13 protein-coding genes are annotated in these 12,453 nt (G+C 58.5%); 6 read left to right on the top strand and 7 right to left on the bottom strand.

Annotated features, from left to right (window positions below; all coding sequences use genetic code 11):
* Nucleotides 1-10 precede the first annotated feature (10 nt).
* From AO716_RS01185 to AO716_RS01180, 3 genes are all read right to left on the bottom strand, one after another.
* Nucleotides 11-670 carry a transposase gene (locus AO716_RS01185; RefSeq protein WP_229780432.1) on the bottom strand — a complete coding sequence of 220 codons (660 nt, stop codon included), beginning with the start codon at nt 668-670 and terminating at the stop codon, nt 11-13.
* A 404-nt stretch (nt 671-1,074) separates the two neighbouring features.
* On the bottom strand, nt 1,075-2,067 hold the full coding sequence (locus tag AO716_RS17150) for a hypothetical protein (RefSeq protein ID WP_152969820.1): 993 nt from the start codon (nt 2,065-2,067) through the stop codon (nt 1,075-1,077).
* A gap of 136 nt (nt 2,068-2,203) precedes the next feature.
* Complete coding sequence (locus AO716_RS01180) at nt 2,204-3,016, bottom strand: hypothetical protein (protein WP_055239134.1); 813 nt, start codon at nt 3,014-3,016, stop codon at nt 2,204-2,206.
* A gap of 246 nt (nt 3,017-3,262) precedes the next feature.
* On the opposite strand from AO716_RS01180, the gene AO716_RS01175 reads away from it, so the two are divergent.
* Nucleotides 3,263-3,679, top strand: coding sequence for a hypothetical protein (locus AO716_RS01175; protein WP_055239133.1), 417 nt, complete (start codon nt 3,263-3,265; stop codon nt 3,677-3,679).
* Between the two features lie 43 nt (nt 3,680-3,722).
* Nucleotides 3,723-4,043 carry a hypothetical protein gene (locus AO716_RS01170; protein WP_055239132.1) on the top strand — a complete coding sequence of 107 codons (321 nt, stop codon included), beginning with the start codon at nt 3,723-3,725 and terminating at the stop codon, nt 4,041-4,043.
* Between the two features lie 197 nt (nt 4,044-4,240).
* Here AO716_RS01170 and AO716_RS01165 read toward each other — a convergent pair whose 3' ends face one another.
* Entirely contained in the window at nt 4,241-5,254 is a 1,014-nt protein-coding gene (locus AO716_RS01165) for an NYN domain-containing protein (protein WP_055239131.1), read from the bottom strand.
* A gap of 391 nt (nt 5,255-5,645) precedes the next feature.
* On the opposite strand from AO716_RS01165, the gene AO716_RS01160 reads away from it, so the two are divergent.
* Genes AO716_RS01160 through AO716_RS01145 form a run of 4 tightly spaced genes read left to right on the top strand, consistent with a single transcriptional unit; the run spans nt 5,646 to nt 8,861 of the window.
* The gene (locus AO716_RS01160) at nt 5,646-6,101 is read left to right on the top strand and encodes a DUF6507 family protein (RefSeq protein ID WP_152969819.1); all 456 of its coding nucleotides are present in this window, start codon (nt 5,646-5,648) and stop codon (nt 6,099-6,101) included.
* Nucleotides 6,101-7,747 (top strand): hypothetical protein, encoded by a 1,647-nt coding sequence (locus AO716_RS01155; RefSeq protein ID WP_055239129.1) that lies wholly within the window; start codon nt 6,101-6,103, stop codon nt 7,745-7,747. The genes AO716_RS01160 and AO716_RS01155 overlap by 1 nt, the downstream gene beginning before the upstream one ends.
* Nucleotides 7,748-7,777: 30 nt before the next feature.
* Nucleotides 7,778-8,566 (top strand): hypothetical protein, encoded by a 789-nt coding sequence (locus AO716_RS01150; protein WP_152969818.1) that lies wholly within the window; start codon nt 7,778-7,780, stop codon nt 8,564-8,566.
* 43 nt (nt 8,567-8,609) lie between these two features.
* On the top strand, nt 8,610-8,861 hold the full coding sequence (locus AO716_RS01145) for a type II toxin-antitoxin system Phd/YefM family antitoxin (RefSeq protein WP_055239127.1): 252 nt from the start codon (nt 8,610-8,612) through the stop codon (nt 8,859-8,861).
* 169 nt (nt 8,862-9,030) lie between these two features.
* On the opposite strand, the gene AO716_RS17405 is transcribed toward AO716_RS01145, so the two are convergent.
* The 3 genes from AO716_RS17405 to AO716_RS01130 form a co-directional block, all read right to left on the bottom strand.
* On the bottom strand, nt 9,031-9,819 hold the full coding sequence (locus AO716_RS17405) for a restriction endonuclease (protein ID WP_055239126.1): 789 nt from the start codon (nt 9,817-9,819) through the stop codon (nt 9,031-9,033).
* A gap of 799 nt (nt 9,820-10,618) precedes the next feature.
* Nucleotides 10,619-11,485: a hypothetical protein gene (locus AO716_RS01135; protein WP_152969816.1), complete on the bottom strand. Its 867-nt coding sequence runs from the start codon at nt 11,483-11,485 to the stop codon at nt 10,619-10,621.
* Nucleotides 11,486-11,678: 193 nt separating this feature from the next.
* Entirely contained in the window at nt 11,679-12,053 is a 375-nt protein-coding gene (locus tag AO716_RS01130; RefSeq protein WP_152969815.1) for a hypothetical protein, read from the bottom strand.
* Between the last annotated feature and the right edge of the window lie 400 nt (nt 12,054-12,453).

Genomic DNA, 12,453 nt, shown 5'->3' with positions numbered 1-12,453 from the left:
TGATGGGTGTTCATGCCACTGTTCTGGCGGCACTGCGCAACAGGATACGCGTTTTGTAGTTGCGTGCGTTGGTGAACCCCCGGCCCGTCCTTTTGATGTGCTTGATCGCGGTGTTGTTTGCCTCCACTTTTGCTGTTGTCGCTCCGGTGACGATAAGGACTTCGATTTCTTTCCACCATCGGCAGACGGTGCGCCAGAGCCGGTTCGTTTCGGGCTGCGCGGATTGTTCGACCAGGGCCTGCAGTCGGTCTTTCGCGGCTGCCGCGTCGGCAAGGGATCCGGTGGCAAGCAGGGCCCGGAGCTGTTCTTTGACCAGCCAAGCCGCCTGCAGCTTCCCGGTGGCATCGTCCGTGGCGAACACGGTGCTGAGCCTGTCCCGGGCCCTGTCCGAGAGCGTGTCGCCAGCACGCAACAGCAGGCGCCGGTTGGCCCAGACCGGGTCGATGGATCGTCCCCGCCGGCCGTGGACCTGCTGGGTGAGTCTTTGCCGGACTTCGGTGAGCATGTCGTTGCCAAGTTTGACCAGGTGGAACGCCTCTGTTTCCTGGTCCGGTGCACTTTCCATATCACTGGGCAAGTCCAGCCGCTGTTGCGGTGACCATCTTATCCACAACATAACCGACATTATGTTGTGGATTAACGGCGGTGAAGGTTCCAAAGCATCGACCATTTTCTAGACCTCAAGGACTGTGTTCATTCGTGCTGGCTGATTACCAGCACGAGGTCTCCAATGCTGTCGCGACGGCTGACGCACCGCTGTGGGCCTGACCGCCCCTACCGGTGCCGACAAAACCGTGATCGCCACCGCCGTGCTCATGCACTTTTCTCGATTAGCTTGTTAGCCGTCTGGTCCCAGGTATGTCCATGAACGTCCGCAAATAGGCAAGTCATCGCTTGGCTCAACTCATCGCTTTCAGGGGGTGCGGCCCTCGGAGCAGACACAGTTACTTGGATTAAGAAGTTCGCTTTCACTCCTACGGGCACCGTCTCGAAATCCCAGGCAACATGAAGAAGAACCGCCGCTGAAGGACATAAGAAGGACAGCTGGGGCAGAGACAGGCCGAGCCCCGGTCGTCATGCTACGAGTCGAGCAAGTGACCGAACGGCGTGTGTGAACTGCTCGAGGCGCAACCGAATATGACCATTTTGCAGTCCCCCCGTGCTGCGGACGAGCTCGTCTGCTTTGAGCTCAAGCAATTCATCCGGAACGAAGCGCGGTTTAGTCCGGCTTACCCATGGCCAGCGATCCGCTTCATGTCCTCGCTCATCGGCATAATCCTGAGGGAGGTATTCAGGTTGTGAGGTTATTTCCACGACGGCATAGCAATCCTTGGTTTGGGCGCAGATCAAGACTAGGTCCCCAGGTTTAATGCTCGGCCGCCCCTTCCCTATTCCTTTTTGGGGGCTGCCGAAATACCACTCGCTGCGCCACTTTGTCAGCGCTGGGGAACCGTACTCGGATTTCATCCATAGGGCACGGTCACCGTCCCGGGCATCCAGCAAGAGTCGTTCCACGAGCGCCAACCCGGAAGCACTGTCCATTTCACCTGAGGAAGGTCTTGCAGCCCGGGTTAGATTCTCCGCAAGTTTGTGGATTTCATAGAGGTCGTCCGCAGTGACTGCGTGACTCGCCCAGGTCTTCATGGCCAATCTTGTGGATTCAACCTGGGCGGGCCCCAACTCAACACCTAGCTCGGCATTTGGCGCCGCAGAACTGCCCAGGCCGGCACCAGTCAGATTTGCCGATCCAAGGAAGCCCCGGCCGCCAACAACGAATGCCTTGGCATGCAGTCTGTCGACGTGACGAATATCGACGCCACTGTCCATAAGCTCCCTCAAGCCATCTGTCCGCAAAAACCCGTTTGCTACAGCACTGGGATCAAGGCATGTATAAAGCTGCCACTTATGGTCCGATCGGCAGGCTGCCTGAGCCAACCGTCGGCAGACGTCGTATGACAGATAGGGACTAGCCAGCAGTACGTCGCCATCGACACGGTCGATAGCTTCATACAACCAATCAGCAGCTTTGGAGTGGACTGCATCTTCATTGATCACGATGATGACCATACTTTGGCACGTCTTCGGTGCAGCTCACCGCCACGCAAAGACCCGGCACCTTACCCAGCACGACCGTCCCTGATGCCCAAGGCATTGCCGAGGACGAGCTCACCACAAAGGGCATGCTCCGATGGTTCGGCCTTCCCTAGTTCCGGACAGCCTCTTGATGAATGACTTCGGCATCGATAACTTCCGCCTCCTCCGTTCGATGTCCCGGCTTGGTTAGCTCCAGGCTGGCCAGGTGCTTTTGCAGCCGCTTGGACATAGGAAGGAAGGTGCTCAGGGTCAGGCCTCCGGAGAGAACTGCGCCGACGATGGGAATGGCTTTCGCGACTCCGCTGGCGAAGATGTTTTTGGTCATCTTCATGCTCAGATGGCCGGCTACTTTTTTCACGATGGGATAGACAACCCCCTTGGTGAGTGCCCGCTGCGGTAGTTTCTTAGCAACATTCGCGGCGACCAGGTTCGCAACCTTCATCACTCCACCCTGGGCCATCTGTACGCCGAACATCACACCCACGAACAGGATCAGCATGCTCTGGGTTGCCTCATCTATCTCTTCGCCGGCATCGGCGAAGAGATCAGGCCAACTGTAGATGTAGGCCAGTTTCTGGGCGATCCGAAGCATGTGGCCCAGGTACTGCACGAGGTCTGCCGGGACAGTGCCAATCATTGCCAGTCCGCCGGGGATACCGGAGAGGGTTGAGAGGCCGGTAACCTTGCTCGTCTCATAAGCGATAGAGGTGTTTGCGATCTCAGTGATGACCTTAAGCGGGATACCTGCTGCCGCTGGGCCGTCGGCGATTGCCGTCTCTATCTGTTCCTCGGTGCAATGACGCTTGAGTGCTGTCCGCAGGTAGGCGGTCCTATTGATCCTTACGCCCGGCAGCTTCGCCGCAGCGTCCAGCACCTGAGTGAAATTCGATCCAGCGTTCTCGATTTCTTTGGTCTCGGTCATTGGTAGATCGTAACGGTGCGCTCCGACCTAAACCCGCAGCTTAGAGCCTCAAGCCCGCGTTTCATTCGAGTGACTGTTACATGGCGGTGGTCGTATAGCTTGTCTAGGGTTTCATTCTCTCGTCTTCGAAATGGTCCTTGGGACCTACGTTCCGCACATCATCGAGTACCTGAGCATCAGGTACGAAGCCATGCGGATCCGGGTCGAGGAATTCTCCGCCGAATTCCCGGATTCCGAGGCCGACGGGTGGGACAAAGAAGAGGAGGCGGCAGGAACAGTATTGCCCGCGACGTCGCCAAACTGCTTTCGGACCTGGACGAAGCGCAGCGCGAGGCAGCGAACCGGATTGCCAGTATCACCGGCAGCGGGCGTTCCTACGCCGAACATGACCTCAACATGCGGGACGGTCCCCTGCCGTACGGCTTCGACGACTCGGAGTACCTTGGCCAGAACGGCGGGCGCATGGACCGGGACCTGCCCTGGTACCAGGACACCTTCAACTTCACCCGCGACACCCTGATCGGCATCCCGGAAGCGGGCTGGGAATTCGTAAAGGACCTCGGAGTATTCATGGCCTTCCAGGGAGCCGATAAGCGCGGCGTCGCGTGGAAGGGCTTATACCGGTTGTCCGAGAACGTGCTGGTTTTCGCCGGCGCGCACTGATTGGACTGCCCCTGCTGTCGATCGATCTCATCAGGATGGATCAGTGGAACCTGACGGGCCCGGTCTGGCGCTGGGTGGGAACATCTTCGACGTCGGGTCACTCCTGGTGGGCGGAGGCCTTCTGACGGCCCTTGGGAAGGTCTCCACCAAAACCGCGACCAGGAGTGCTGCGAACGGTGCCAGGAAGGCTATCGAGAAGGCGCGCAGCGGGCTGGACAACCTGAACATCGGAAACCCGGGAAACCACGGACTCGTCCCGACAATACCCAACGGTCGGCTTCCTGTGCACATCCAAAATCCCGCCACTCCCGAGGGAACCTGGTTCAAGGACGGCAAGGCGCGGATGTGGAGGTGTCTAAGTTGAGTGGTAGCTACATCGCCCCCAGCGCCAGCCAAACAACTGTGGATGTTCTTGGCACAGCGTGGATGCAGAGTAAGTACGAGCGAAGTCCCCTAGTTGACCCTGGCTGATCGTAAACTCTTGCTAATGCGTCCAGAGAGCTCGGCGGGGGGCGGAGGTGAAGCAACGGCCTGAGCCGTGTGCGGTGGGCAGGATACGTGTTAAGCGAGTTGGTCCAGGCGCTCCCAGAACGCACGGCGCAGTTCCTTGCGTATGCCCTGATAATCCGTCTTCTGTTCGCCAATCATAGAAGCGCAGTCCTTCAGAAGCACCCGGTCAATTTCCGGGGGGAGTATGGGGCGCTCGGCCACCAACTCCCGCAAAGCGCCTTGGGTGGTGTTGTTGTACCAGGACTCTGCCACTGCGAAACCTACATCGTAGGCCGCGCCCATCGCTGAGTCCTCGTACCCTGCGCCTGTGACGCTTCGTTCGGAGCTGTATACGAGTTCCGAGTTGTCCGGCTGGGACGGCCGAAAAGAGAGAGTGGAAGTACCCGAGCGCACAGCTGCACCGGGCTTGGGCTTCGGCACCGTACCGTTCAAGACCGCCGCACCAACGATTGTTCCCGGCGACGGCATGGGAAGTGCTGGCACCGCTGCAGTTGCCGGGCTTAGCGGTGGAGCTTTCTCCTGCTTGGTGAAGCACTCCCGCACCAGTTCCGCAGGCAGGGTGATGATGCTGTCCACACGCAGGGCAAGGTGTTCCGCAACGGAGGTCACGCCAAGCCGATGGCTTGAGTCTTCAAAGCCGACGAGGACGACTTTGACGCCGAAGTCCTGGGCGGCCTCTACGGCCGCCGCCAAATCATCGTCTCCCGAGAGCAGGAATACGGTGTTCACACCCCTGTTCCGTGCGATCCCAACGAGGTCGAGTCCGAGCTTCAGGTCCACGCCTTTTTGGGTACCGTCAACAGACATGCGTCCCAACCGAACCTTCACACCCGAAATCATGCCTATGCGTTTGTGCTGCTCGGTGAAGAGCGCGTCCTTGGAGGCGTCATACCAGTAGGTACGGAGCGTGGGGAGGCCGCTGAACTCTTGGGTGCACTTACGGATGCCCTCGATCAAGGGTTCAAAGTTTACGGTGGTCGCGGATCGGAGAGAGGTCCCGGCCGTCTGCATGCCGCCAACTGCCAGCAGGAATCCAGCGTCGATGAAGATTGCCTGCTGATCCATGGGTGAAGGTCCATTCTGTAGTGAGCCGCGCCTTCAAACCCAACGTTATCCGGCCTATGCTCACGTGCTGCGCTACCGGCCAGGCGCGTCCTGCGCCCAGTTCTTCAAAGCCATGGACGCAGGCGTTTGCGTACCGGAGGGAAGAGTGCCCAGCGTCGTGCGGTAGTGAGGGCACAGCAGTCTTGCGGAACTGTTCCCAATGACTTTGGCAACGCCCTAGATTCTCTCCCGGCAACGGAATGAATACCTTGGTATTCACACACGTCGGCAAAGGATTGGGAATTTACTAGCCGCGAGCAGTAATCCACACTCCAATAGAGGCTCTTGTAACGAGCGGGAGTTTGGGGTTCTATGTGGTGAGCCGCAAAGGAACCGAGGGGGACGGCAAAGCGTGAAATTCGAGTTGACCGCACAGCATAATGTGCCATCCGACACCGGCAGCCAATCAGGTGCAGCTGCTGACGGCAGCTTTGTCGTGATGCCTGAGGTAGTGATTGCTATCCTCAGCGAGGTTCAGTCCATGGCTATCGAATTCAATGATCTTCTTGGCTCCGCCGAAACCAATATCGCCGGTCTGGCGGAGGCATCCAAGGCGCCGCCCATCTCGACGGAACTGAGCACATTTCATACAGACGTACTCGCCCGGATCATCAGGACGGCCGGAGGGCGCACGATGATAGCCGTAGATGCTGTCGCGGACGCCGTCTCGGCGCTGGTGCAGGGTGACGGACAAATGAGCGCCAACGCCCGGGAAGCTTCAGCCTTAGCCGCACAGGAACGGGTAGACGACGCGCCGGGTTCGGCGGATCGGCAGAGCCTCCGCAACGGCCACCCCAACGCATTCTGATGGACTTTGGGATCAGGGAGTTCGAAGAACGGCTGCCGGACACCGACGCACTCCGTGCCCGCGTGGAAGCCATCAAGAACGTTGGGGAACGCACATACGAACTTACGGACTCCATCAGGGCTGTATGGCTCCGGCTCACTGGCCATGATGTGTACACGGCTCCTGGAAACGAAAAAGTGTTCACTGCCCTGGACGCCTCCCGTACGTCTGCGGAGACCCTCTCCAATCGGAGCGTCCTCCTCAGCACCGTGATGCGGTCCTATGCCGACACCGTGGACGAACTTAAAGTGCGCCTTGAGAGCCTCAGGGCCCGCGTGGCCGCATTCAATCGCAACTACCCGCAATCCGAGCAGGACGAGTGGGATAACAACAGCGAGGCCATCACAGCGCGCAACACGCTGGCCTCCGACGTCGGACGCCTCCACGCCGATCTGGATGAAGCCCAGCGGGACGCCGCTACCTGGATCAGCCACCTCACGGACTCCGACCGCACCTATGCCAAGGACTCCGAAAACCTGAATGCAGGCACAACCGGCTACGGCTATGGGTATGAGGACTACGCTGCGGCCTTTTCCGGCGGTTACTTATCCAAGGATCTGCCTTGGTACGTGGACATGGTCAACTTCATCGGTGACACGGCTGCAGGGGTGCCGGCAGCCGGCTGGGAGATGGTCGAAGGGATTGGTGTCCTCATCGGTTTCCAGGGCTGGAACAAGGCTGGAGCAGCGTGGAAGAGCATGTACCGTACCGCGGAAAACGTCTATGTCCTGATGGGGCCGGGCGTTCCGTCGGCAAGGGATTCTCAGGCGGCCATGGAACTCGTGGCCCTGGGCCCTGTGCTCATCCGATACGACCAATGGCAGTCCGACCGCCCGGGGCTGGCCCTCGGTGGGAACATCTTTGATGTTGGCACGCTCTTCCTGGGTGGGGCAGGCGCGGCAGGAGGTGCGGCTAAGACCGGGGCCAAGGCCGCAACATTTGCTGAAAGACTCGGTGCCGGCGCCAAATCTCCCGGAGATGGCCCCGGAGGTTTCGGGGGACTGACTCCTGCCCTTCCCGGTGGCCAGGTTCCTGTCAGCCCGCGGACGTTCGAGATACCCGACAACAGCACCATGTTGCGTGAGGGGAAGGGATCAGCCGGTGGCAAGCCCTTCGCAGATACGTACAGCCCTCTGGGCAGGGGTCCGGCTGACCAGCCACGGGTAGGCGACGCCGATGGCGGTAACGGGTCCTGGCAGGATGTCTCTCCCCGAAGTATCAATGGTGCGCCCGAACAGCAGTACATCACCGGCGTCGATCGCGTGCACGATACCCAGGCACGTGAGTACCTTCTTCCTGACTCGGACGGAAACATGGTGGCCTTCGACAACCACCACTGGCGGGGTGATCCTCCACGGGAGTACTTCACCGAGGTGAAGGGAAACTACGAATGGATGAAACCTGAATGGCTACGGAGAGAGTTCAGGCACTGGGTTACCAATGAGTTTGCCAGGCAGGCTAAGGCGCTTGAGCACGCCGGCACTACTGGTTACGTTCACGAGATCGTTTTCACCCAAAAGAGCGTCATGGATCAGTTCGACGCGTACCTCCCACGCACGCATCCACTCCGAAAACACATGGTGTTGAGATTTGAACCGATGCCCTAAGCACTGTAGAGCCCTTGATAGGTTGAACCGATGAAGCAAACCATGGCCGAGTTGTTCTCCGAGAATGACCAGTACGCCTACATCATGCTGGCGTGGGCAAGCCGGGCCGAGACCCCAGACGAAGTCGCTGGCCGCGGATGGGCTACCGTGTGCGCACTCGAGGACTCTGTGCCCAGGGACGATCCCCGCTACCAGGACCTTGCATGGGTTGCGCCTCCATGGGACCGGACGGCTGAAGATAATCCCGAGCTCTACGAACTTCCCGCTCCCCGCACCTTGGAAGAGCTCCAACGCGAGGTCCGGGACCGGGCCAAGGTTCGGCCGGATGGGATGCTGGCGGAGGGACTGCCCATCGGCGCCGATCTGACGTGCGCCCGATCCAACGGCACCAGCATTGCTTCCTACGAGGGCAACGTAGGTTCGAGCAAGGCCTACTTGGAAAATACTGTAACCATCCGTTTCGAACCCACTTTTCCGACTGGGGACAAAGACGACCTGGCCGCGTTGTTCCGCCGGATTGTCAGTATCTGGCAGCCGGACTGGGCTCTCCTGGATACGCTTCGGACGAGCAGGGAAGTCCAAGAATCGCTGGAAACGTACGCCGACTACCTGATCTGGCTTTCAGAGGCCGAGCTCGGTCCAGCTCCAGTACTGAAGGCCGCAAAGACTGAACGCTTCGGGGATGGGACGCTGATCACGGTGAACGACTGGAGTATTGATGGTGTTCGGACTCTGCATCAGGAGCTGGTGAGCGCCGGCATCCCCGCAGCAAGCGTCAAGCACCCTCTGAACCCTCAGAAAGTGCCCCAGTTTTCCTAGCGAATCTGTAGCCGATGTCCGTTATGACGCATAGGAGAAATCCATGGCTGTAGAACTGGGGGACGCTCAGCGTCGGCTCGGAGAACTTATCGAACGTGTGAATCGCGACCACACAGAGATCGAGATTGTATCCGGCAGTGCGTCAGCGGTCCTGATGTCCAAAGCTGAGTATGACGCCTTGGTGGAGACTAGCTACCTCCTGAGCTCTCCCGCGAACGCCCGCCGCCTCATGTCGGCCCTGCAGTCCGTCCGGGAGACAGCTACCCGCCGGAACGATCCTTCCCGAGCCCCGTAGCTAGGTGTACTGAGACACCACGTTAGTTACACGTGAAAAGGGTGAAGACCTCTTAGGTTTGGTGGTTACCACACACAGCCGAACCCAAGAGGTCTTCATGTCCCACGGTAATGCCCGTCTGGCTCCGGCCGGAAGAATGATCCTAGTCCAGCGCGTCGCTTCCGGCAGGTCAGTAGAAGTCGGCCGCAGAGAGTTTCTTTCTCTTGAACTTTTCCCCAATAGGGGTTTCTCCCGGGTAGGGGACGCCGAGCATTGAACAGCAGAACGCCGCGCGGAGATCAGCATTACGATAATGGCTGACAACCACACGGTTCGACACTGTCCCAATTCTCGGCCCCTCCTCTGCAGCCTCTATGGCTCCCTCAAGGTAGAGCTGAGCGCGGTCGATCACGTCATGAGGCCCCAAGTTTTTTAGTGCCTCATGATTGACGAAACCTATTCCCGTCCTCCAGCCACCGTAGTTCTCCCTGGCCTGAGTGATGCGGTCAGTCACTTCCGTGACGTACCGAGCAACCATGGCTTCATTTCCCCCTCTACGCCTGTGGCCATCCATAACCAGCGATTCCGCCCACTCACCAAGGCCTTGGACGTTCCCGTCCTCACCGATGGTGAAAAGGGCAACACCGGAATCTGCCGCTTCTTGGAGGGCTGCCCGCGTGTAACCGGAGGTGGAGTAAAAAAGGTGAAAGTCCAGATGTGGCCTGGCACCCCGGAGTTGACGAACCTGCGGCGATCCCACAGGAGTCGCCTGCATCTTAACCTGGGCGACAGCCTCCGGATGCTCAACATCTACTCCACGATCCGAGACACCTCCAGTGAGCCGCGCATCGAATAGGGCCAGTGTCGTACGCATGTGCTCTGCGGCGATATCCTCAGCGCTGCGCCAGTCCCCAAGAATTCGACGACTAGGAGACGAAAGCGCGTCGGACGAGTTCTGGCTGCCATCAAAATTCGGCATTGGCGCAAGTGGGATATCAGGTATCCGGAGAACCTCTCGTCCCGCACCTTCGTGAAACCTCTCGATTCGTCTCTCGTCGGCGAAAGCATACAAACTAGGGCCATCCGATAAGCGGAATTCGCTCACACCAAGCCAGTACGCACTACTTGGCCCGACACCGCTTGACCATCTGGTTTCCGTAGCTGGGATCACTGTAGCTCGGTCTCCGGCTGATGGGATGATCCAGACACTGAAAGTCCGTGCTGAAAAGACAGCTTTTGCGGGGAGGTTATTTCCGCGTACATCGAAAGAGTTCCAGTCCGGAGATATCATCACAGCACCGAATATCTCTACGTGCTCACCGGCAGGGATCGCCTCCAGAATCTGGCGGGCCGCAACATCACTAACAGGCAGGTCCATCGGGCTATCTGAGTAATCAGCCCATGCCCACATGGTACGAGGGTCGGTCGCGAATGATTGTTTCACTTTATTCCCAAGATCGAAGCCATAGTAACCGCGACGTTCCAGCTCATGAGGCCGAAGACCAGCTTTGGCAGCTGAAAGCAATCCCGATCAACACAGTTCTGTCGCTTGCGAGGTCTTGTAAAAGACGCGCGTCACAAGCGTACCCGTCGTGCGACCCGGGCACGATATGTGGCGTGAAGGGTGTTTCCCCGAATCGGCGTTCTTGTATGAGGCAAAATCCGTTTTCGCTAATGTGGAAAAGGGGATGGCGCTGCAGCGGTGATAGGAACTTCCGCACAGACCAATGCTCTCTTGCAGGAAAGCTAAGGGCCAAGAATCGAGGGTGCTAGCCCGATCAGAGTTCTGTATCCGCACCGACCGGGTTCAGCTGGTAGGCCGCACGGGTGTAGCCCATGGCGCGGTACGTCCGAGGGGAGGACGGGACAGCCATAGTGTCTTGAGGGGCAATATAAACGCGCGTCCATTCGCCGGATTCGGCGGTGAGTGCCGACAGTTGGCTGCCGAAGTGTCCGCTCTGGTAGAGGTGGATGTCGTCGTCCGCCTGCGCGTCGACCCAGTCGCTGTAGCGCTCGTACACGGATTTGAAGGTCACAAAGGGCTTGAAGTCCTGGGCGTGGGTCAGCCAAAAGCGTCGGACGTTCTCGTCAATTGGTACGCGACGAACAGGCCGACGAGGTCCCGAAATCATGTCACCGGGTCGCGCAGAAGGACGCTTCTTTATGTGCGTGCCCTCCTTCACATCGCGGGCTGAGCGACAGCATGGGACGAGTCGGACGGCCCCGGTGAGCTCTTCGACCTCGTACCGGAATGCTTTGACCGGTTCTCCACTGTCCAGCATCCCCAGGATGCTGTATGCGGGGTAGCGGTGGATATCCTCCGCGATGATTATGAGTGCCGGCAGTTCTTGAACATTCTCAGGCAGTGGGTGGCCAAAACGTTGTTGGAAAGCCTCTTCCAAGTCGATCTGAAGCTTGCCGTTGGCGACTACACGTATGAGATTCTCCCTGCTGATCCCCTTGAAAGCACGCCGATAGCAGAGCACCTGGGCAATGACGGAGGGGGACGCATGGAGCTTCAGCTCGACCACGTAGATCAGGCCAGTCGAGTCGATCGCGAGCAAATCAATCTCGTTCCTGGCAATCTTCAGCTGTCTTCCGATGACTAACAGGTCTTCACCGGTGTGCCATAGCCGAGTTTCCAAGTAGTCCTCGAGGTCCTTCTCAGATCTAAATCTGAATCGTGCAGGTACTCTTTTCACCATCCGCTGCCGGATTCTTCGCCGCAGGGTTGGTTAGCTCTTCTGCGATTCATAACTTCTCCTACCCGGATGGGACGAACCTGCCGGAGCGCGTTTCAGGGGCCCATCAGCCTGCACGTGCGCTGGTGCGAGTGATTCAGAGGGCAGGGCTGACCTGGATCTTGGCGAGCTCCGAAACTAGAGGTGAGGTCTCACGGCGGAATTCCTCATCGAGTATGACTTTCAGTCGCGCGGCAAGGACTTCCCGATAGAGGGAGGAGGCCTTCCCCAGTCCACACTCCGACCGTTGTGTCTCGGCCTCCTCAGATGGCTCAGAGACTGTGCTGTGTTCTGCAAGGAGCTGACGGATCGAGGTGTCTCGCATCTGGGTTCCGGACACCCTCCAGACCGCGTCTAGAAGGACTTTCTCCTCTTTGCTTGCGGCATCACTCCCGGCAAGTTCAATGAGCGTTGCTGCACCATATCCAAACATGCGGTCGCTGGGGGAAGCGGTCGCTTCGAGTGCCCACATGGTACGGGTCCACCATTCCTTGTTGGAATAGAAATTCCTCCGCTTCAAACGGCCCATTGTTGTCCGGTTTTCCATGCATCAGCCTCGCTCTCTGCAGTGCAGCACCTGGTATTGCCCCCCCCGGATACCCCTTCTGTCACAGCATCCAAAACAGGCCCCCGGGTCCTGAAATTATAAATGAATTTCAGGACCAGTGCGAACATCAAGAACCACTTCTAGAAAGCGATAATGGATAGTGAACCATCATTATATGTTTAAGCTTCCAAATGTCCTGATAAATGAACAGAAATGTAACTCGGTAGACATAGCGAGTTGCACAGATGGGTGTGCCAGGCCGCCCGGCGAGCCACCTAAGGGAGTTCCAGTGCCAGGATCCGCTCGGTGGTTAATAGGTTGTTAG

The organism is Arthrobacter sp. Edens01 (assembly GCF_001307035.1).
Classification (GTDB): Bacteria; Actinomycetota; Actinomycetes; order Actinomycetales; family Micrococcaceae; genus Arthrobacter_B.
Note: the sequence above shows the minus strand (reverse complement) of the source record. Positions and strands in the feature narration are given on the sequence as shown.